Source organism: Mycobacterium sp. NGS67 (genome assembly GCF_059812185.1).
On record NZ_JCALCF010000042.1, the window covers coordinates 15,115 to 35,867 of the forward strand.

Below are 20,753 nucleotides of genomic sequence, written 5' to 3' on the forward strand. Positions count from 1 at the left end.
ATGATCGTTGACATCGTCTATTGGGTCACCGCCGCCGTCGCCGTCGTGGCCGGGGCAGCCGTGTTCATCGTCAATTCGATGGCCCGAGCCACCTATGCCCTGGCCGTTTCGTTCATTGCCGTCGGCGTCGCGGTGCTGTTGTTGCAGCAGAACTACATCGGCATCGTCACGATTTTGATGATGGTGATGGAGATGGCGGTGATGGCGGTCTACATGGTCATGTTCATGGGCATGAATCCGGCGTTGATGCCGATGAGCATGGTGCACGATAAGCGACGCGCGCTGGCCGCGGCGGTGGGGACCTTCGTCGTGCTCGCGGCGGGGATTCTGCTCAGCGACTGGCCGGCGCGGCGCGGCGCACCGCCGCCGCACGTCACGGTCGCGCTCGGTGAGGAATTGATGGGTCCCCAGATGCTGGCCATGGCGGTGATCAGCCCGGTGATGGTGGCCACCATCGTTGCCGCCATCGTCCTGGCGGCCCACCGCACCCGCTATGACCGGTTCGGCGATGACCTCGAAGGCAAACCTGTCCGCGATCCCCAACCCGGCGGAGTCGGGCGATGACGCTGCAAACCGTCCTGCTGGTGGCCGCGGCGCTGTTCAGCGTCGGGCTCTACGGCGCGCTCTCGCAGCAGGTTGTGGTGATGGTGATGATGGGCCTGGAGTTGATGATCAACGCCGTTATCCTTGCGGCCGGCGGTTTTTGGTGGTTCTCGGCACCCGCGCCGGCCGGACAGGTGCTGCTGCTGGTGATCATCGCCGCCATGACGGTGGAGATGGCGATGGGATTCGCGGTGGCCACCCTGCTGCACCGCGAGCGCAGCGCCGACATGACCGACATGGCCGCAGACTTGGCCGGATGAACGGGGTGAGCGTGTTACCGCAGCTGGCGCTGTGGCTGCTGATTCTGCTTCCGGCGGTGGCCGGCGCGGTGTTGCTGCTTGCCCGTTGCGGCGATCGGTGCGCGGCCTGGATCTCTGTGGCGGCGTCGGCGATGGTGGTGGTGCTGTCGATTGTGGTGGCTATTACCCGACCCGCCCTCAGTGTCGTTTTCGTCGCCGGGGGGCAATTCGCACTGTCCGTGGATGCCCTGTCGGGGGTGGTGCTTCCCACCGTCGCGGTCGTCACGCTGTTGGTGCTGATGTTCGCCACCGTCGACATTGCGGTCGCTGCGGGCAGATTCCATGGTTGGATGCTGCTGTTTGCTTCGGCCGTGGTCCTGACGGCGACTGCCGCGACGCTGCCGGCGCTGCTGCTGGCGTGGGAGGTGATGGGGGCGGCGTCCTATGCGTTGATCGGCTTCTGGTGGCGCGATGATTTCCGGATGTCTGCGGGGCTGACTGCCTTCGTCACGACCCGCACCGGGGACCTGGGGCTTTATCTAGCCGCCGGCGCGGCGCTGGCCGGCGGCGCCGGGCTGGCGTTGTCAGAGCTGCCTCACGCAACCGCGCTGTGGCGCAACGTTGTTGCGTTCGGGGTGCTGTGCGCCGCCTTGGGCAAGGCGGCGCAGCTGCCGTTCTCGTTCTGGCTTTCGCGGGCGATGCAGGGCCCCAGCCCGGTCAGCGCGTTGCTGCACTCTGCGGCGATGGTGGCCATGGGTGCGTACTTGTTGCTGCGCGCCCAGCCGTTGCTGGCGGCCACCGGATGGGCCGCGGAAGTGGCGGCCTGGGTCGGCGCGGCAACGGCGGTGCTGCTGGGCGCGGTCGCGTTGGCCCAACGCGATCTCAAACAGTTGCTGGCCGCGTCGACCGCAGCGCAGCTCGGGTTCGTGGTGATGGCAGCCGGGGTGGGTGCGGTCAGTGGCGGTGCTGCGCAGCTGATCGCGCACGCTTTGACGAAAGCCGGGCTGTTTCTGGCCGCCGGGGCTTGGCTTTCGCTGCTGGGCACCAAACAGCTTGAGCAGCTGCGCGGGGTGGCCCGGCGGTGGTGGCTGGTCGGCTGGTGCGCCACCGTCAGCGCCGTGGCGTTGGCGGGAATCGCGCCGCTGTCGCTGTGGGCGACGAAGGACGCGGTGCTCGCGGTTGCCCTAGACCACTCGGTAGGCCTGTATGCGTCCGGCTTGGTGGCCGCCGCGTTGTCCGCGGCGTATGCGGGGAAAATCCTTCTCACCGTGTGGGGCACACCGTCCTCGGATGGTGAGCCGGCACCATCAGATCATCACGCGCTGCACACCTTTGAGCGGTTGCCTCTTGTTGTGTTGGCCGCCGGCGCCGCCGTGTCAGGGGTGTTGGCGTTGCCCCCGGTCGCGCCGTCGTGGAGCCGTGTGCTCGATAACGGGCCGACCGTGCACCCGGGCGCGCCCGAACTGGGCGCCTCAGCGCTGTTGGCGTTTGTTGTGGTGGCCGCAGTGATGCGCTGGGGGGTGCCCGAACCCCGATGGGCCGCCGAATGGCTTGGCCTGGAGCAGATCGCCAACGCGGTGGTCGTCGCCCCGACGATGCGCCTTGCTGCGGTGTTGGCCCGGTTCGACGACCACGTCCTGGACCGGGCTGTGGACGGGGTGGTCGCCGGGTCGCTGCGAGCTGGCCGGTGGGCGGCCGGCTTTGATGACCGCGGTGTCGATGCGGCGGTGCAGGCGGTGGCGAGGCGAACGCGGCAGTTCGCCGAGTTGGCGCGCAGGCCGCAAACTGGCCAGCTGCACCAGTACTACCTGGCGGCGGTGGTGGTGGTTGGGCTGGGTGTCCTACTTCTGGTGGCGGTGGGGTGAAAGTGCTCAGTCTGATCGTTTTTCTGCCGTTGGCTGCCGCAGCAGGCGTGCTGGCGTTGCCGCGCGGCGCCGCCGCGGCGGCCCGCTGGGTGTGGGTCGGGTTCAGCGCCGTCGATCTGGCGTTGACGGTGCTGGTGTGGGTGCGCTACCAGACACCGGGCCCCAACGGGCTGGCCTTCGAAGAACGGGCCCGCTGGATCCCCGCAGTCAACAGCAGCTACCACCTCGGCGTCGACGGCTTGTCCCTGCCGCTGGTCCTCATGACCGCAATCGTTTTCCTGGCCTGTGCGCTCTACGGGTTGCGCGGACGCGACCGGACCCGGTCGCAGGCGGCTCTGTTTCTGTTTCTGCAGAGCGTGGGCCTGGGTCTGTTCGTCGCCGCGGACCTGATCTTGTTCTTCGTGTTTTTCGACCTGTCGATCGTGGCGATGTACTTCGTGATCGCCGGATGGGGTCACGGTGATGCCGGCCGCTCGGCGCTGAAGTTTTTCCTCTACACCTTTTTGGGGTCACTGGCGCTTCTGGTGGGCTTCATCGGCCTCTACATCGCCGCCCGGCCGCACACCTTCGACATGCTCGAACTGGTCGCCGCCGCGCCGCTGACCGGTCGCCCACTGGCCGGGGGGCTGGTGCTGGCGGCGATTCTGCTCGGTCTGGCGGTCAAGACCCCGACGGTTCCGTTCCACACCTGGCTTCCTCCGGCCCATACCGATGCGCCGGCCATCGGCTCGGCGGTGCTGGCGGCGGTGTTGCTGAAGATGGGTACCTACGGGTTCCTGCGAGTCGCGATGCCGATGCTGCCACAGGCCTGGCGCGCCTGGGCCTGGGTCATTATCGGCGTCGGCGTCGTATCGGTTCTTTACGGTGCCCTTGTGGCGTTGGCTCAGAGCGACTTCAAGCGCATGGTGGCCTATACCTCGGTCAACCACATGGGTTACATCGTGTTGGCAGTCGGTGCCGCCGGCCTGGTGTCGGCCAGTACCGCCGACGCGCGAGCGGTGGCGATCAGCGGCGCGGTCACCCAGATGGTTAGCCACGGCCTGATCACCGGGGCGCTGTTCCTGCTCGCCGGGGTGTTCTACGACCGCGCCGCCAGTTACGACATGAACGCCTACGGCGGTCTGGCCGCACCCGCCCCGAAACTGGCTGCGATGTTTGCGGTCGGCGCGTTCGCGTCCCTGGGGTTGCCCGCATTCTCCGGCTTCATCGCCGAATTCCAGATTTTCACCGGCAGCATCGCCGCGGCACCCCTTACCGCGGTCGCGCTGCCGGGGGTCCTGATCACCGCAGCATTGTTCCTGCGTGCCCTGCAACGCCTCTTCACCGGCGACACCCGAGGCCACTCGCAGGGCTTTGTAGATCTACGCCCCGCTGAAATCGGCTCGGCAGGGATGCTTCTCACGCTCTCAGTCGTCATCGGCATACTGCCGCGACCGCTACTGGATGTGATCGAGCCGGCCTCGCGCACGCTTATCGGGTTCCTCGGGAGATAGTCGGTGAACACCGAGACCGGGATGCGTCCGTTGCTGATGCTGCCGGAGATGCTGATATTCAGCGGCGGCCTTCTGGTGTTGACCGGCGGATCATTTCTGCCCCGGCCACGACAGTGGTGGACCCGAATCGCTGCAGCGGCAACCCTTGTCGGTGCCATCGTGGTCGCCACGATGGCGATGTCGGCACCGGATCAGACCGCGTTTGAGGGTGCTTTCGCTCTGAACACCGCCACCGGCGTCGCGCGGATCACCGCGGCAGTCGGCGCGCTCATCGTGCTCGCGATAGCCGGCGACGAGATCGATGGAGCGACCCGAGAAAGCGAAACCTACGCGCTACTACTGTTCTCCACCTCCGGCATCCTGGTGCTGGCCGGAAGCAACGACCTGCTCGTCCTGGCAGTCGGCTACCTGCTCGCCAGCATCCCGCTCTACGGACTGATCGGTCTGCTGCGCTCCGCGCTGGCGGCCGAGGCAGTGATGAAGACCTACCTGATCGGCGCCCTGTTCAGCATCACCCTGCTGGCGGGGGTCGCCGTTCTCTACGGGATCACCGGCGTCACCCGTTACGACCAGCTCGCCGCCCCACTCGGCGGCGCACCGGCCGCAGTCACGGCCACCGGTGTCGTAGCCGTGGTGGCGGCGTTGATGTTCGAAGCCGGCGGCGTGCCCGCCCACTTCTGGGTGCCCGACGCCGCCCAAGCCGCCAACGGTGTAGCCGCCGTGTTCCTGACCACTGTTCCCAAGGTCGGCGCCCTGGTTGCGCTGTACCGCCTCGCTGCCGTCCTGCCCCATACGGTGGCGTGGCCGATGCTGATTGCGGTATTCGCCGTCGCGAGTATGACATTGGGCAACCTGGCCGCCTACGGGCAGCAGGATCCCCGTCGACTCCTGGGCTGGTCGACGGTCAGTCAGGTGGGCTATCTCCTGGTGCCGGTCGCCGTCGCCGGATGCAGCCAGCTCGCCCTCACGTCGTTGCTGTTCTACCTGGTCGGCTACACCCTGACCAACAGCGCCGCGTTCGCAGTCAGCACCGCGCTGCCCGATCGGCGTGACCTCAACGATTACCGCGGCCTGGCTCGAGCGCGGCCCTGGCTGGCCGGAGCATTAGTTGTAGCGCTGCTCGGCCTGGTCGGCACCCCACCGACCGCTGTCTTCGTCGGAAAACTCACCACCGCCACGGCTGCGTGGGATGGCGGTCAAGCTTGGCTGGCCGTGGCGGTGTTCGCCAACAGCCTACTGAGCTTATTCTATTACCTGCGCTGGATCGTCCCGGTATTCCGAAAGCCAGACAGCGCAACTGAATTCATCCCCGGGGGTTGGTCTACCGGCAGCGCGGTGATCACGGCCGGCCTAAGCCTCGCACTCGGTATTACCGCAGGACCGCTCTGGGACGTGCTTGCAGCGGCCCCGACACGGTAAACGAACAGATGGCTCCGCGACGGCGGAAATCGGTGCAGTTGCGACCGTCGTCAGTAGTGACTGCGGCCGTGGCCGACAGAATCAGCTGATCTGCCATTCCCTTACGCGCAAACTCGATGCGGGGCTGGGCAGTTGGCCGACCAACTTCAGCCGGATCGTAGCCAGCTCACCGCCGCAGCGCGCTGAGTGTATTCGCAGCGCAAGGCGCCGTCGACGACGTGCATCGCTGCGCGCTGACTCCTCACACGATCTAGAATCAATCTGTCCACACGGACGTCCCGCCCGGACCTGGCCGTCGAATCTGTGGCAAAACGCCGCCAACCGAAGTACTATCTACGTACAGAACTAGTAGATAGAGGCGTCCGGTGCGGGCCCAAACAGCTGTGCTTTCGACCCCGAAGGGGGCTCCTCGATGGTGCGGTTGCGCCCCCCGTTACGCATGTGCGCGGCCATATGCGGTACCGGGAGGCAGCGCTGGTGGCGGATTCACCTGCGGTGTATTCGTTGCCGGATCCTGTGCGACACAGCCGTCGTGGTGATCGCTGCTCGGATTAGGAGAGGACTTTGTACCCTACCCCGGTCGGGTACATGGGTGGGATGCTGAACCTGGACCAGAAGAACAATCTCTGGGAAGGAGCAAGGAAATGACAACCAAACTCATACGTCGAGCCGCGCTTGGTGTAGCCGGGTTGGCCGCTGTTGCCGCGACAAGCGTCACGCTGGTGGCAACCGCAGGCGCCCATGACGTTTCGATCCCCGAGCTGCCCATCCCTCCACGCATCTTCTACGGGGCGATCGCGTATGCACCCACCGGCGAGGTCGGCATCGCACGCCGGAAGGTGTCGTCATCGCTCGCGGAGATAACGGCCCTCAGGGAGTGCGGCGTTAGCAGCTGCACAGTCCTCAGCAGCTTCACCCGATGTGGCGCAGTCGCCTACGACGGCTCGAAATTTCAAGGGGCGACCGGCCTCACGCGCGCCGCGGCAGAACGAGCCGCCTTGGATAGCCTGGGTGGCGGCCAGATTGTGAACTGGGCGTGCAACCACCCGTAGGGACTCTGATAACCGGGCCGAGAAACGACCACAGAAGGGGTCGCTGTCGCACGAGAGCACCGGATTCGCGGAAAAGGCGTCTCTGTCGGACATCCTGAGGTGGGCGGGGCCGGGGCGGCGACCTAACCGAAACATGGCGCGTGAAGCCCAGACACCGCAAACGTGACGCGACACGATGGCGGACCGGAGGCTGGGAGGGGGGCGCCGCTCAAGCCCCGGAGGTGCGACGTCTGCGGTCATGCAGCAGATTAGCGACCGCGAATGTCAGGCACGCGACGGCCGCTGGGATCAGCGCATGGTCGCCGATGCGGCCGCCCACTATCACTCCAGCGGCGGCACCGCCGACGAACAGCACCACGGTCGTCGTGAGAGTGGCGGCCTTCCACTTGTCCAGTCCATGCCGGTGACTGCGCGCCACGAGCAGCCCGAGGTCGGTGATGGTGCCGGTGAAGTGCGTGGTGCGGATCGCCATCCCCGGGAAACTTGATGTCAGCCCGTTCTGCAGCCCGCACGCGGCGGCGGCCAGCGGCGCCCTGATCAAGGGATGTTCGATACCGGCGGCGGCCAACAGCAGCGCTGCCTCGGCGAGCAGAACCGTGGCGTGGCGCAGGCCCGTGTGGCCATCTGCGACGGCCAGCACCGTACCGGCCGCCATGACGCCGGCCAGAAATCCGGCCACGATCGCCACGATCATGCCACCCGGGTGCAGCAGCGAATTGACCGTGTGCTGGCCGATCTTTGTGGTCAAGGCGGTAAGGTTGCCCACCGGATACACCCAGACCAGCAACGCCACCGAGTTGATCCAACCAGCGACGGCGGCCAGTAGTCCGCTGTAGCCAAGCACAAGCGCTCGCGAATCCTCAGTCTGTAGGTCCACAGTCGGGGGCATGGGTCGCTTTCGTCCGATGATCGTTGCGGCGCGGGCTCACAACGGTGTTTACGCCAACTTGGATCTGCCGCTTCGAGCCCGAGGGCTGATACAGCGGTGCCGCCTGGCCCCGCGGCCAGTGCAGACACCCAGTCTGCCGACTGCGCAACCGCTTCGCGCAAAGGAGCCGTCACGCAACAACAAGCCGGTGGAGGCAACCCAGTCAATTGCGAGGCTACCCGTGCCGGACCGCAGGTTCGGTCGTCGCGGTCTCCATCATCGGTCTCGGTCACCGCACGGCCATCACGGCCTACCGGTCGTTCAGCGCTCAACCCGCTCCGCGGCGGCGCTGAAACGCCGATAAAAAACGCTTCACTCTCTGCCTGCGGTTTGTGATTGCCCTTGCACGCCGTTGCTAGCGGCAGTTGGTCAGGTGGTCGGTTGGGATCAGCGGAGCTGGTCATCGCGGATGAGCTCCTGAAACAGCTCGCAATCGACTGCATGCCACTCACGAATGAGGATTTCATTTGTTCGCGGATCGCGCACGACTTCTGCACGCCAGGGCAGGCAGTCCGGGCACGCCAAGATCTCATAGGCGTTGCCTGCGTCGTCAAAAGCGCACAGGTCGACGCTTCCGATCGGGGCGTCGAAGCGAATGTTCGGTCGCGGGGCTTGCGGACGATTTCGGCGGTCGGTCAACCGCGGCGAAGCTGGTCGGTTCATGTGGCTGTCGTCGTCACTGACAAAGTCGCAGGGTGTGAGTGGTCGGTTCAATCGTTGTTCAAGGCAGCTGATACAAAGTCGGCCGCGCACATTGCCCGCAGCCACCCACACCCGGTCCTCCACTCTGTATGCTTCATCCCAGGTGTCGTATCCGCATGCGGCGCAACGAAAGTCGCGTAGAACCATCGCCCACCGATACGGCATGACGTTGCCGCTTGAGAAGGTAAATTCACGCCATCCGTGGCCGCCGCGAACGAAGCTGATTGCCACAGCGTTGTCGTGGCAATAGCCAGTGATGGACTGGGCTACGGCCTGTTCGACCTCGCAGAGATTTTCCACTACGGGATCAGCGAGAGGGGCTAGGCTCTCGAGTCGCCACCCGGGGCGGATTCCGTAGGCTGGCCGATTCTGAAATTGCATCACTCTACTCATTGCCCGAGTACGTGCTGAGGCCCACAATGCTCGTCGCGACTGTGTGCTGCAGCGTCTGCCGAGACCACCAAGCTTTGGGATCGACTCCCATGGCCCGCGATCAACACTCTCGTCCGAGCGGTTACCAACGTCGTCACCCTCCCCGACAACAAACCCAGACACCGTACAAATTTAAACCCTTCGGGGGTACGGTAACCGGAAACGCGTCACCTCGTAAACCCTTCAGGGGTACGGTAATCGGACGCGCGCCTACAACATCAACCCCACCTGGTGAGATCACACCCGGGTCCGGCCCTTGAAAAGCGCAGGGGCGAGCATCTACCACTTTGCATCGCGCGCCTAGGGAGGACCTGGTGGGCTGCATTGAACTGTTTGCTCCGCCTGTGTGCCTCAGCGACGGGCGAAGCCGAATATGAGCGCGGGTCATCGCATGTTGCGAGCTACCACGGCGCGCAGCGGCTCGGCGGTAATGCTGTACGCCAGCGGGGAGATCGACGCGAGCAATGTCAGGACGTGGAGATCTTTGGTACGCGAGGCCGCGCGCGCTACCGCCGCACCGGGCGCTCTAGTCATCGATACCAATGAACTGGACTTCATGGCAGTGTGTGCCTTCCGCGTCGTGGTCGAGGCCGCAGAACACTGCCGCGACCAGGGCATCGAGCTGCGTCTGGTCAGCAGCCAGCCAATCGTGGCCCGCATCATTGCCGCGGTCCGCCTCGAGGCCGAATTGCCGCTGTATCCGCACGTGAAAGCGGCACTGAATGAGCACCTGCAAACCGGGCCTGTCGAGCCGTCAACCATGCGGCCAACCCCACCTCCACTGCCATCGCGCTGGCCTCGCTGGCCTCGCTGGCCTCGCTGGCCTCGCTGGCCTCGCCGATGAGAAGGTGTGGGCGCCCAGCTGCGCGAAGGGCGGTTGCCGAGCACCGCGACGCCGGGGGAATCCGCGGCCTCAACGCCGTGATGCCAGCGACCCGAACCGATCGAGCAGGGCTTTTAGCGCCCCCCTCGAACTCGGCGGCGCTGTGTTCCCCGGACAGGACAGTCGCTGCAAATTCGGGTAGTCCGCCAACCAGTCGTGAATTGGTTTCCGTCGCGGATGGCCTGATCGGGGTGCAGTTCGGCGCCGCGCGCCGACACTTCCGGCACCAGATGGCGGACCAGGAAGGTGTCAACCGCCACTGTTAACCATCGGCAGCATTACTGCGGCGGCGAAAGATTCGTGAATAGCCGTGAAAGCGCCCAAACCGATGATCGCGACCGTTACAGCGGCGGCCGCGGCCATCCCGGCGATCAGTCGAGCACGGTGCCGGCGCCAACGCATGATCGCCAGTAAGAACGTCCGCAGCTGCGGCGGAATCCTCGACGGCACGGACTCTGTGAGCGCGGTCAGCTGGCTCGGTGCCGTCGAGCTGCGCAAGCAGGGCCGGCATGCAGACAGTTCATCGATGGCTTGGCGGCATGCCGGGCAGTGTGCCAGGTGCGTCTCGAATTCACATTGGTCGTTATCGCGCCAACCTGATTGCGCAGCGCGGCGACGAGCTGCTCGACACAGCCGATCTCCTCAGCGCGCTGCAGCATCGACGCCACCGCCGGGGCGCTGGTGAAGCTCACCGCGTCGAGCTGGCCACGGACAATCATCGCGATCATCCGATCCATGGCCCGGTTGTCCTCGGGCGATTCCCAGCGATACACCTGCACCTTAATGACCTGTGCGCCTGCCGAAGTCAGCGGACGGCAGATGTCCAAGTCAGGCTCCCACTCAGAAGCCGCACCGTGCAGCTGCACCGCGATGCGCCGTCCGGCTACCCCGCCGGCGAGGAGGAAGTCCAGAATCTCTTCAGAGGCCTCGGATTTTGGACTCCATTCCTCGCAGAGCCCGGCCTGGCCAAGGGCCCCGCGCTCCTTCGGTCCGCGCGCAAGGATACGCGTCGAGGCGAGGGCGGCGATCAAGTCGTCGCCAACACCCCAGCCGTGCGCGGTCTCGATCCAGCTGCGCAAGCCGATGCCGGTGGTCACGACCAGCACGTCGGGTGGTTGGTCGATGAGAAGCGTGGTAATGCAACGTAATCCGGTGTCGTCGCACAGCGGGATGATCCGGATGGCCGGGGCATGCACAACGATGGCACCGCAGTGCTCGAGCAGGGTGATGAGTTCTTCGGACCGGCGTGCCGCCGTCACCCCGATAGTGAACCCCGCCAAGGGTTGCCTTGCCGGCGGTATCAACGATTCCACCGCTCACCCCACGTCATAGAACGTCGCGCAGCGCGACTCGTCGTCGAGGCAGCGGCCGTACGAACCAAAAACCTGTTTTGCAGCGGCGGTCCTACGGGGCGCTCCGGTGCTGGCGCACGGTGTCACCGCTGGCCCGTAACGGATCGATGTGGCTGACCGCGGCCAGTGTCTGGTCACAAACCCAAGAACATCACGACCCGCTGGTCTTCGCGGCGAACTCGGGCCCCAGGTCGGCGTAACGCGGCGACCGGTCGCGCCACGGCGCCATCTAGCACCGCACCGGCGTGGTGCCTGAACACCGACGCCGATAGTTTGCGCGGCGTTCAGGTCGCGCATCGTGTAAGTCGACGCCTCGGCAAGCCGTCAGCGGGGTGGGTGCGCCGGTGGCCAAGCCCCGCAACGTCATGGACCCTGATCAGCTCGCCGCGCCAGTGCAGTTTCACCGTGCGCGCATCGGCGCGAACGTCTAGTTGGCGTCCGACCAGGTCACCAGGCGCGCTGTAGAAAGCCTTGGCGACTTGCACATGCCCGTCCGGGGCGACCCTGGGGTGGGTCCAGGTCGGGATGTCGAACGCTTCGCCCGGTGCGGGGTTCAGCTTGGGTCGCTCGTCGGCGGCGAAAACCTCGGCGGGGCGCCATCCCGTGGTGCTGTGCACCCGCATTCCGGCCACCTCAGCACACCAGTGCTTCGCTCGTCCCCGGCAGTCGGCGAGATCCCGGAATGGCGCGCCAGCAAAAAAACTCGAGCGCACATACGAAATGTTGTGCTCGACCGACGGTATGTCATGCAGCCTGGTGAGGGTCACCGTAAAGCACCGCGTGTGGGCGTAATCGCGGAACACGTCGTTGAGTGCCGGGCCCGTCGCGTAGGCACGGTCGACGATGGCCGCGATGTTGTTGGGCACCGCCACGGCAAACACTCCTCCGAAGAATGTCCAGGCGGCCTCAAACCCCGCGATCACCTCGCTGGGCGTCTGTCGGTACAGGGGATAAGCAAAGATGTGTCGGGAGTGCACCGCGGTGAAGATCAGGCCGTGCACAACTCGGCGCCGCCCGTCTGTTTCATCGGTGAGCATGCCAAGCCGACCGAGAACGACTTGCACCTTGCACCCGGGCTCGCAAGCTGACACCGACAGGATGTCCTGCTCTCGTCCTACCTCCAATTGCTCTGCCGCGTAGCGACGCAGTGCCCGATACGGCACCAGGGCGCCGCGTCTGCTGAGCAGACCGTGCACCGTTGTGAGCGTCGAGCCCTGATCGAGCCACGTTGTGATCTGCTCGGCCTCGACCGCCATCGTCTCCCACGCCACACTGCTTTGCGGGGGCCGAGTTGGACACTCGCCACGAACCATCATCGCCGGCAGCCCATCGGCGACGGGCAGGCGCCTTCGTCGCTCTCGGCGCTGCCCCTGGGGGCCTTGCCCACTGTCCTCCCTCGCCACGGCGAGCGCCGTGTTCGCAAAAATCTACTACCTATGTACAGAGATAGTAGATAGCATCGGGCTGGCCCGCAATTGATGTTTGTGGCGTTGGTGTCCGGCGCGTCGACATCTGCACCGGCCGTGTGTTGAACGCGCCGCCGCAACAGAGAGTGCGCCGCGACCCGTCCCGAGCACTTCCGCGGGTGGGTTTGCCCCGGCGGTTGGCGTGCATAGTGAGCCCGGCTGGTGTCGTCATTCCGCGGACACTTCGGTGTGGCGTCGTGTCGGAGTGGGCACAGAAATGTGGCTGGACGGGTGGCCGATTTCGAAGGACGTAAGCGGACCAGCTGGTGCGTACCGGCGGCCCTGCGTGGTGTCCGCGCCTGCATTACTATCTACGTACGGAGAAAATACTCGTCCGGTAGTCGATCTCCCTCGCCTTCAGGCGCACGACGTACGACCGACACCGCCACCTCGGGAGGCCGCTTTGAGGATTCGAGGATTCGGAGAGCTGGAAGCGGTCGTCATGGACCGCATCTGGAGCCGCGACCCAGTCACCCCGACTACGGTGCGCGAGGTGTTCGACGAACTTGCGGCCGAACGCACCATCGCCTATACGACGGTGATGTCCACCATGGACAACCTGCACACCAAGGGCTGGCTGAGGCGAGAACGTGACGGCAAGGCCTACAAGTACTGGCCTACTCTGTCCCGCGAGCAGCACAGCGCTCGCCTGATGCGCGAGGCACTAGACGGCGGCGGCCACCCTGACCTGGTGCTGCACCACTTCGTCGCTCAGATCGGCCCCGAGGAATCTGCGCGATTGCGTGCTGCCCTGCGGCGGCGATCGAAGTGAGAGTAGCTCAGCGGTGAGCGTCGCCATTTGTCTTCTGTCGTATAGCGTTGCCATGCTGATCGCGGGACCGCCACTGCTGGGCGAGTTGACCCGACATGGACATGTACCCCGGTGGGGGGTGGCGGCGTGGTTGATCGCAATCGGCACGGTGTTGCTGAGCTGGTTCGCAGCAGCGGGGATGATCCTTGTCGATCTGGTCATCCACTGGCACTACCCGCGAGTGCTCGTCCACTCTTGTCTGAAGTGGCTGCATGTCATCGTGAATGACAGCGTAGGGGTGGCGCCGATCACGCTGGGAGTCATCGCGGTGACACTGGTGCTGCTGGCCGTGGTCTGCAGCGTGCGACTGGCCAGCACCTTAGCGCGGATGCGTGCGCGGGCCCACGCGCATGCCGCGGCCGTGCGTCTGGTTGGACACCACAACGCAGACGCCTATCTGGTAGTGCAGGCCAACGCGCCGGTCGCCTACTGTGTCTCGGGTCGGCCGCCGGCGATCGTGGTGACCAGCGGTGCCCTCGCCGCACTCGATGATCGGCAGTTGGCCGCCGTGCTTGCCCATGAGCGGGCCCACCTGGACGGACACCACTTTGTGGCGGTCACCGCGCTGCGCGGTCTGGCCGCGGTCTTCCCGAAGCTGACTCTGATGCACCAAGGCGCCACCGAGGTCTCACGCCTGCTGGAGATGTGCGCCGACGATGCCTCGGCCCGCCGACACGGCTCGGATGTGTTGCTGTCTGGATTGATTACCATGTGCCGTGCGACACCGGCCGGGGCCTTGGCGGCCGCCGATGTGGCCGTGCTGGCGCGCGTCGAACGGCTAGCGATGCCACCGGGAGACGTTGCGCAAGCTCGAGCTCGCGCAGCACTGATTAGCCTCATCGCGGTCATGGTTGCCGCGCCCCTCATGATCGCGGCAATGGCCGCTTCGGGCGTCCTGATGTGTGGAATGTAGAAGTGATCATCGGTGTGCACACACCTGAAAATTGGTCCCCTCGATAGGGTTTGGGATGCGCATCGCGGCGGCAGATCAACGACGCTAAGTAGGCTCCTCCCCCATTAACTCCTCCGAACTCCGGTGGGCAAACGGCGACACCCACGGATCGACAACATACTAATCTACTAAGTAGTATAGTACGTCACGACACTGTGCCCACCCTAAGGAAACCGATGACAATCACCGCACCCAGCACCCCCGTTCAGTCTCACTGGCTCTACCAAACCCTCGCTATCGTCGGTATCGCAGTCGGCATCTTCATCATCGCAGCCGGCGTGTACCTTCTCCTCTTTCCCCCGCCCTGCTGTGCCGGCATGTGAGCAGCCCTGGAATGCCTCTCCCCCGGTGAGTCAGCGTAGGGCATATGACCACAACCCACGTGGCTTGCACCCCAGGACGTCGCGCGCTACCTGCCTCCGTCCAGCCGCCTGACAGTAGCGGTCACCGCCCCGGACGCACCGCGGAAATAGGTTTACGAAGTACTGCAGTAATGAATCAATCGGCACAACCTAGAAGGACTCACCATGTTGGACCCTGACCAACCCACTCCGGACCAACCCGTCACAGATGCAGCCGCCACTGACCCGCCTACTACGCGCCCAGCTAGGACACGCTGGCTATACCCGGCTCTCGCCGTCACCGGGATCGCGGTCGGAATTTTCATCGTCGCAGCCGGTCTGTTTCTGCTGTTCGCACCCTCAAGCTGGCACCCCGCCACGAAGGATTGCTGTGCACCCATGCAAGCACAGATGAAGACCGTGAAGGACGATATGAAAAAGATGCCGTGTATGGGCTCGACCGCTCCGATGCCCACGATGAGCCCGATGCCCAACATGCCGTCAATGCCGTCAATGCCGTCAATGCCGAGCACATCCTCAATGCCGAGCATGCCCATGCCCATGCCCTCGCGGTAACACACGAGTGAATATCCGTTTGGCGCCGGGCCCGTGATCGGAAGACGCCTCCAACACCGTCAACGGCATGGACCCCCGGCGCAGATCAAAGACCTGCTCACCGAAATCAACCAAGACCCCACCGGCATCTTCTGGGCCTGACGGCGTCAACCCACACCCACCGCCCGAGGCCACACCGCCCCGTCACACCGGGGCCAGTCCAAGTTGACATTGCCAGTCTGACATCGTCGCGGTCATCGCCGCTCATGGCCCAAAGTGCGCTGCTGCGTCGCGATGTATTTCCCGCGGCGGCGCTCCGGCCCAGGATACGTAGTGGCGGACGCAGCGCCCCTGATGCGACGATCAGCAGGATAAAAACGGAAAAGAACCACACTTAGTGCATGTCTTCACCCGCAGCTATGTGCGATGCGATCGCTCCTGAAAAGACGAAGAATGACCCGGCGTAGGCCCACTCTCTGACCCGCGGACCGCGGTGCAAGCAGTACAGCGTCGGCCAGCAGCTTCCATACCCCTCGATCACCAGCAAGTGGATCGGATAGCCCAGGTGAAGCATGGCTTCGCGCACCAACGGTATCCGCACGACATCCCAGATCCCCCGAGCGCCAGCTCGGCTGCCAGCAGGCCGGTGGCCATCCAGTACGCGATCGACTTGTTGCGCGCGGAAGGTGTTCGGGAATTCGTGGAGACAGCCATGTCGTACCCCGTCTCGGCATCACCGTGTCACGCAACGTCTTTCACCCTCACCGCGGCTGGCGGTGAGGGCAGCGCAGGCCAGGACGGCCGACGCAACGCCCAGGCCGGCGCGTACCCAGTTCCAGCGGTACCAGGTGGTCAGCTCGGCGTGCACGGCCTCGGCCGGAAAGGTCGGGTCGAGCATGGCGAAGTTGGCGGGCAGGAAGTAGACCGGAAGCAGCAGGAAGGTTCCGACCATTCCCGAGGTTGCCAGAGCCCACACACCACGAGCTGGCCGGTGCCTTTTGATCATCGAGTACGTGGTGACACCCAACAGCATTACCGAGGCGACCTCGAACGGAAACACCGTGGCTCCGGTGGTCAGTCCGTCGACCGCCAACTGCGACAGAAACATTTCAGGATCCATCGCCCGCCAGCGCGGGACGATGACCGTCTGACTGAGCAGCGCGCCGCCGGCGAACGCCGACGTGGAAGCCACGGCGGTCGCCTCAACCACGCGTGCCGCGCGGCTCTGAGGTACACGATTGTCCGAAGAACGCGTGGTGATTCGCGCCATTCTCACTTCTGATCGCACCTGGTTGCTACGCCTCACATGGATATGACGGAACGCAGTGAGTAAAAGTGACCGTCGGTGGCAGGCGGCGCCTGATTCAAACCACATCACCATGCGGCCGTGTGTTTGCGTCAGCAGAGTTCGGCCCGGTATCGACACGCCTTCCGATCATCGATGCCACCGAAATCGATGTGCGGCGTGAGCTTTTCGGCGGTATCCGCGGACGTCACAGCTCGGCGCAGCGGCCTACGATAACGATGCCCAGCATGACGAAGAGCACCAGGTTGACCCCGAAGACCTGCTTGTACTCTCGAAGGCTCCAATGTGAGACCGCCGCACCCACCATGACGACGGCCAAGCCCGCTGCGGCCGACGGGGTGAGGAAACGCGCGATACCGGTGAGCCACGGCAGGATCAGGCCGAGCGCGCCGGCGATTTCGAGCACCGCCACCATTCTGATGATCGGTAACGGAAAGGGCGCCACACCGGTTTGCCCGGTCGCGATCATGCGTTGTTTCGTCATGATCGACTTCGCAGTTCCCGACGCGGCGAACGTGGCCGCCAGAATCGACTGCAGGATCCACAGCAGGGTGTTCATCGCACCTCCGTCATGACCGGGATTGACTGTGCTTCGTGCAGGAACCGGAACTCGTGGCGACGCAACACTTTCAGGATGAGTGCCGCGGGATAGCCGAACGCGCGGATTGCGGCCTCGGCCGGGTAGTGCTCGATGCCGTCGATGTGATGTTCGGTGCCTTTGACGACGATTACGCATCTGCCGGCCGCCACGATGTTGCGATACCACGAAACATCGGGCCCATAGGTGAGTTCGGCGACGAAGCCGTCGGGGACGCGGGCCACGATGAGGGGTGTTTCGTAGGTCTTGCCGGTCTTGCGGCCGACGTGGCGGACAAGCGAAAAGGGGCCGCCGCCGGTGCGCGCCGCCCGGCTCGTCACCCGGTTCAGGGTGTGTTTAAGCAGCCACAGGAACCCGTGTTTGAAGCGGTTCGTCGTCACATCGACCTCCGGGTGTCGGGGTGCAGGCCTATCCAGGTCACGGGTGGGGTCATGAGGCATCAAGGACGGCCAGGTCGAGCCGGCGTAGTCGCTGCGAATCGGCACACACGTCGAGTTCGACGATCGTGTCGGCGGCGAACCCGAAGAGAAGGACGGTCTGCAGCCGCCCGTGCGGTGCGACGACCAGACCGACCGCGCCGTCGACGACAACCAGTTGGGCGTGGCGGGCGTTATCGGCGAACATGCTCGCGCCGGCGGCCACCGCCCGCGCCCCACGCACCGTCAGCGGTGCATCGCTACCCGCGGCGGTGCGGTCGACGTGCAGCACCACTTCGGCGTCGAGGACCGCGACCAGGGCGGCGAGGTCGCCGTCACGCGCCGCGGCCAGGAAGGCCTGGACGAGGCGGCGCTGCGCGCGAGGTCGGTACCGGCGTAGGCGGTTTTGCCGCGGATCCGCCGCCGGGCCCGGGTAGCGAGCTGAGCCACGGCGTTCGGCGTCCGCCCTACGATCGGGGCGATGTCGGCAAAGGGTAAGTCGAACATGTCGTGCAGCACAAAGGCGAGCCGTTCGGCCGGTCCCAGCGTTTCCAGCACCACCAGCAGTGCCAGCCCCACCGAGTCAGCCAGCACCGCTTCCTCTTCCGGATCCGGCCCGGCAGTCCACCCCGCCCCATCAAGGATCGGTAGGTCGGGCTTGAGCGGTTCCTCGCGCCGCGCCGTGCGGGTCCGCAGCATGTCCAGGCATATTCGCGCGACGACCGTGGTCAGCCAGCCGCCCAGATTGCGCACATCGGTGGTGTCGGTGCGGTCCCAACGCAACCACGTCTCCTGAACCGCGTCGTCGGCCTCAGTCAACGAGCCCAGCATCCGGTAAGCCACCGCCCGTAGTTGCGGGCGGTGCTCCTCGAACCGCTTGGCCTGTCCCTGTTTTTCTTGTGTCATCTCGTCATATTCCGCCCGTCGTGATCCGTCATATCTACGACGAACCAAACCCGGCGGATGTGACAGCCGGACTTGCGGGGTTGGTTCCTGAGCCGGTGAGGAGTACACGATGCCTGAGGTCAGCGATCGTCACACCGCCTCTAGGATTGAGAATCATCTCGACAGCAGCACCACAGCAGTCGTGGATCCGCGGCGGTGGCTGGCATTGGTGGTCCTATTGATCGCCGGGTTCATGGATCTGGTCGATGTGACAATCGTCAACGTCGCGCTGCCCACCATCCAGCGCGATCTGAACGCCGCCTACGTCGAGGTAGAGTGGATCGTCTCCGGTTACGTGCTGGGATTCGCGGCGCTGTTGATCACCGGTGGCCGCCTCGGTGACCTCGTCGGCCGCCGCCGCATCCTGCAGATCGGCCTGATCGGCTTCACCGCCGCGTCGCTGGCGTGCGGGATCGCCGGCGACCCGGCGGTGCTGATCGGCGCCCGCTGGGTCCAAGGCGCGATGGCCGGACTGATGATCCCGCAAGTCCTGGCGATCATGCACGTCACCTTTCCACCTGAGGAACGTCCTAAGGCACTCGGAATCTGGGGGGCGGTATTAGGCGCAGCATCGGTGTTGGGGCTCATCCTCGGTGGGATCCTCGTGCAGTGGAACCTGTTCGAGTTGACGTGGCGTCCGATTTTCCTGGTCAACGTCCCGGTCGGACTGATCACCATCGCCGCGGTGGGTTACTTTGTCCGAGAATCGCGTTCGTCTACTGCCAACCGGGTCGATCCGATCGGCACGATCCTGGCTATCACCGCTGTGATGCTGCTGGTCTATCCCCTCACCGAGGGACGCAGCTTGGGCTGGCCCGGGTGGATCTACGCGCTGATGGTGGGGTCGGCTGCGGTCGCCGCGGTATTCGTCGGCTATGAACGGCGGCGCCTGCGCACCGTCGGGTCACCGCTGATCGTGTTGGACCTGTTCGCAATTCGCGCGTTCACCGCCGGGATGATGGTGTGGGGATTGTTCTGGATCGCCTTGGGCGGCTTCTTTCTGGTCTGGACGCTGTACCTGCAGATCGGGCTGGGCTGGACGCCGCTGCGCGCCGGTCTGACCGCGTCGGCGTTCGCCGTGGCCGCCGCCACCGGCTCGGCGCTGTCAGTGCAATTCTTGGTACCGCGGTTCGGGCGCCGCGTGCTCATGGCCGGCGCGTTAATCAATGCCACAGGATTCGGTGGGTATCTGTGGGCGGCCGCGCACTACGGCCCGACGATCACCTCGGCACAGATGCTCGCCCCGCTCGCCGTGACGGGTTTCGGGTTCGGCCTCGTCGTGGCACCCATCGTCGACCTCATCCTCACCGACGTCCCCGCCGCCGACGTCGGATCAGCATCAGGTGTACTTTCCACCACCCAACAGGTCGGCATGGCCCTGGGTGTGGCACTCGTAGGCGTGGTGTTCTTCGCCCTGCTCGACAACAACTCCGGACGCGCCGTCGACACCGTCACCCCCGAACTGCGCCACCACCTTTCCGCCGCCGGGATTCCTGCTCAAGGCCACGACGACATCGTCAATCGCTTCCGCGCCTGCATCCGCGACCGGTCCGCTTCCAGCGACCCCACCGTGATACCTGAAAGCTGCCGCACCCCACCGGGCCCATCCGACGCCGCAAGCGAGCAACTCCAACAGATCCTTAACGCAGCCGGGCTGCACGCCAATGCCCATAACTTCATAACCAGCTTCGCCCTCACCCTGTGGTACGGCATCGCCATACTGGCTGCGGTGTTCGCCGGCGTGATCGCCCTGCCGACCCGCATACACCTCGCGAAGGACCAGCCCTGATGCCGCCCGCCGCAGATGAAGCCAACGTCCTCGCGCAACGCGGTCGCCGGCTGCTCCGAGTGCTGTTTATTGTTCACGGCTTGGTGACCCTCGCCGCCGCACTCGTGCTCGCCGCAGCGCCAGCCGCGATCCCTGCGACCGTAGGCATCTCTTTGAAGGAACAGAGCTTTCTCCTCGCGTATTTTCTCGCCGCCGCCGAGCTGGCGATCGCTCTGCTCTCGTTGGGTGCGGCCCGGTTGACCGACACCGCAGCCCTGCGCCTCATCGTGGCCACCCTTGTGGTATTCCACCTTGCCACCGGCCTCTTGGAGATCGTGTACCTCAGCAATTCCGGCGTCAGTTCCGTACTGGTCGTCAACATCGCGGTCCGCTTCGTCGCGGTCGCGCTGTTGCTCTTCGGATGGCGAGTTGCGGCGAGCTGACCTCGCTTCCAACCTCGACAGGCGCTAGAGGTTTGAGTGCTTGTGGTGGCGACACCTGAATCTCTCTGTTCGGTGCGTCTTCGGCGGCAGTGTTGGCCGCCACCGCCGCACGGTGTGGAGTTTGGCGGTATGAAGTATCGGCGCGGACCTCGAGTAGGGGCTCGGGTTCAAAGCGCCAGATCTG

Annotated in this window: 19 protein-coding genes and 2 pseudogenes; 12 read left to right on the top strand and 9 right to left on the bottom strand. The window is 65.1% G+C overall.

The window, feature by feature from the left end; translation table 11 throughout:
- The 6 genes from AC5Y4D_RS25205 to AC5Y4D_RS25230 all read left to right on the top strand — a co-directional run bounded on the left by AC5Y4D_RS25205 (window position 1) and on the right by AC5Y4D_RS25230 (window position 6,671).
- Window positions 1-564 (top strand): NADH-quinone oxidoreductase subunit J, encoded by a 564-nt coding sequence (locus AC5Y4D_RS25205; RefSeq protein WP_500038510.1) that lies wholly within the window; start codon window positions 1-3, stop codon window positions 562-564.
- Entirely contained in the window at window positions 561-863 is a 303-nt protein-coding gene (locus AC5Y4D_RS25210) for an NADH-quinone oxidoreductase subunit NuoK (RefSeq protein WP_500038511.1), read from the top strand. Before AC5Y4D_RS25205 ends, AC5Y4D_RS25210 begins: the two co-directional genes overlap by 4 nt.
- Window positions 860-2,707 carry an NADH-quinone oxidoreductase subunit 5 family protein gene (locus AC5Y4D_RS25215; protein WP_500038512.1) on the top strand — a complete coding sequence of 616 codons (1,848 nt, stop codon included), beginning with the start codon at window positions 860-862 and terminating at the stop codon, window positions 2,705-2,707. The genes AC5Y4D_RS25210 and AC5Y4D_RS25215 overlap by 4 nt, the downstream gene beginning before the upstream one ends.
- Before the next feature lie 2 nt (window positions 2,708-2,709).
- Window positions 2,710-4,200 carry a complex I subunit 4 family protein gene (locus tag AC5Y4D_RS25220; RefSeq protein WP_500038526.1) on the top strand — a complete coding sequence of 497 codons (1,491 nt, stop codon included), beginning with the start codon at window positions 2,710-2,712 and terminating at the stop codon, window positions 4,198-4,200.
- A 21-nt stretch (window positions 4,201-4,221) separates the two neighbouring features.
- On the top strand, window positions 4,222-5,619 hold the full coding sequence (locus tag AC5Y4D_RS25225) for an NADH-quinone oxidoreductase subunit N (protein WP_500038527.1): 1,398 nt from the start codon (window positions 4,222-4,224) through the stop codon (window positions 5,617-5,619).
- Between the two features lie 644 nt (window positions 5,620-6,263).
- Window positions 6,264-6,671 (top strand): DUF4189 domain-containing protein, encoded by a 408-nt coding sequence (locus tag AC5Y4D_RS25230; protein ID WP_500038513.1) that lies wholly within the window; start codon window positions 6,264-6,266, stop codon window positions 6,669-6,671.
- 208 nt (window positions 6,672-6,879) lie between these two features.
- Here AC5Y4D_RS25230 and AC5Y4D_RS25235 read toward each other — a convergent pair whose 3' ends face one another.
- A complete protein-coding gene (locus AC5Y4D_RS25235; RefSeq protein WP_500038514.1) occupies window positions 6,880-7,560 on the bottom strand; it encodes a YoaK family protein in 681 nt (226 codons plus the stop codon).
- A gap of 426 nt (window positions 7,561-7,986) precedes the next feature.
- Window positions 7,987-8,601 carry a hypothetical protein gene (locus tag AC5Y4D_RS25240; protein ID WP_500038515.1) on the bottom strand — a complete coding sequence of 205 codons (615 nt, stop codon included), beginning with the start codon at window positions 8,599-8,601 and terminating at the stop codon, window positions 7,987-7,989.
- Between the two features lie 562 nt (window positions 8,602-9,163).
- On the opposite strand from AC5Y4D_RS25240, the gene AC5Y4D_RS25245 reads away from it, so the two are divergent.
- Window positions 9,164-9,577: an anti-sigma factor antagonist gene (locus AC5Y4D_RS25245; protein WP_500038528.1), complete on the top strand. Its 414-nt coding sequence runs from the start codon at window positions 9,164-9,166 to the stop codon at window positions 9,575-9,577.
- Between the two features lie 551 nt (window positions 9,578-10,128).
- Here AC5Y4D_RS25245 and AC5Y4D_RS25250 read toward each other — a convergent pair.
- Window positions 10,129-10,917: pseudogene (locus AC5Y4D_RS25250) on the bottom strand (uroporphyrinogen-III synthase); the annotation flags it as partial.
- A gap of 335 nt (window positions 10,918-11,252) precedes the next feature.
- On the bottom strand, window positions 11,253-12,239 hold the full coding sequence (locus AC5Y4D_RS25255) for a Mu transposase domain-containing protein (protein WP_500038516.1): 987 nt from the start codon (window positions 12,237-12,239) through the stop codon (window positions 11,253-11,255).
- A gap of 598 nt (window positions 12,240-12,837) precedes the next feature.
- On the opposite strand from AC5Y4D_RS25255, the gene AC5Y4D_RS25260 reads away from it, so the two are divergent.
- From AC5Y4D_RS25260 to AC5Y4D_RS25270, 3 genes are all read left to right on the top strand, one after another.
- Window positions 12,838-13,206: a BlaI/MecI/CopY family transcriptional regulator gene (locus AC5Y4D_RS25260; RefSeq protein ID WP_500038517.1), complete on the top strand. Its 369-nt coding sequence runs from the start codon at window positions 12,838-12,840 to the stop codon at window positions 13,204-13,206.
- 118 nt (window positions 13,207-13,324) lie between these two features.
- Window positions 13,325-14,158 (top strand): M56 family metallopeptidase, encoded by an 834-nt coding sequence (locus AC5Y4D_RS25265; RefSeq protein ID WP_500038518.1) that lies wholly within the window; start codon window positions 13,325-13,327, stop codon window positions 14,156-14,158.
- Window positions 14,159-14,984: 826 nt separating this feature from the next.
- Window positions 14,985-15,125 carry a hypothetical protein gene (locus tag AC5Y4D_RS25270; protein ID WP_500038519.1) on the top strand — a complete coding sequence of 47 codons (141 nt, stop codon included), beginning with the start codon at window positions 14,985-14,987 and terminating at the stop codon, window positions 15,123-15,125.
- Between the two features lie 362 nt (window positions 15,126-15,487).
- Here AC5Y4D_RS25270 and AC5Y4D_RS25275 read toward each other — a convergent pair whose 3' ends face one another.
- From AC5Y4D_RS25275 to AC5Y4D_RS25295, 5 genes and pseudogenes are all read right to left on the bottom strand, one after another.
- On the bottom strand, window positions 15,488-15,667 hold the full coding sequence (locus AC5Y4D_RS25275) for a DoxX family protein (RefSeq protein ID WP_500038529.1): 180 nt from the start codon (window positions 15,665-15,667) through the stop codon (window positions 15,488-15,490).
- Window positions 15,668-15,826: 159 nt separating this feature from the next.
- On the bottom strand, window positions 15,827-16,285 hold the full coding sequence (locus AC5Y4D_RS25280; RefSeq protein ID WP_500038520.1) for a hypothetical protein: 459 nt from the start codon (window positions 16,283-16,285) through the stop codon (window positions 15,827-15,829).
- Between the two features lie 301 nt (window positions 16,286-16,586).
- The gene (locus AC5Y4D_RS25285; RefSeq protein ID WP_500038521.1) at window positions 16,587-16,958 is read right to left on the bottom strand and encodes a DoxX family protein; all 372 of its coding nucleotides are present in this window, start codon (window positions 16,956-16,958) and stop codon (window positions 16,587-16,589) included.
- Window positions 16,955-17,377: a nitroreductase family deazaflavin-dependent oxidoreductase gene (locus AC5Y4D_RS25290; RefSeq protein ID WP_500038522.1), complete on the bottom strand. Its 423-nt coding sequence runs from the start codon at window positions 17,375-17,377 to the stop codon at window positions 16,955-16,957. Before AC5Y4D_RS25290 ends, AC5Y4D_RS25285 begins: the two co-directional genes overlap by 4 nt.
- A gap of 49 nt (window positions 17,378-17,426) precedes the next feature.
- Window positions 17,427-18,319, bottom strand: a pseudogene (locus tag AC5Y4D_RS25295) (sigma-70 family RNA polymerase sigma factor).
- Between the two features lie 109 nt (window positions 18,320-18,428).
- Between AC5Y4D_RS25295 and AC5Y4D_RS25300 the strand changes: the two are divergent.
- Window positions 18,429-20,147 carry an MFS transporter gene (locus AC5Y4D_RS25300; RefSeq protein WP_500038523.1) on the top strand — a complete coding sequence of 573 codons (1,719 nt, stop codon included), beginning with the start codon at window positions 18,429-18,431 and terminating at the stop codon, window positions 20,145-20,147.
- Window positions 20,147-20,569: a hypothetical protein gene (locus AC5Y4D_RS25305; protein WP_500038524.1), complete on the top strand. Its 423-nt coding sequence runs from the start codon at window positions 20,147-20,149 to the stop codon at window positions 20,567-20,569. Before AC5Y4D_RS25300 ends, AC5Y4D_RS25305 begins: the two co-directional genes overlap by 1 nt.
- The last annotated feature ends 184 nt before the right edge of the window (window positions 20,570-20,753 follow it).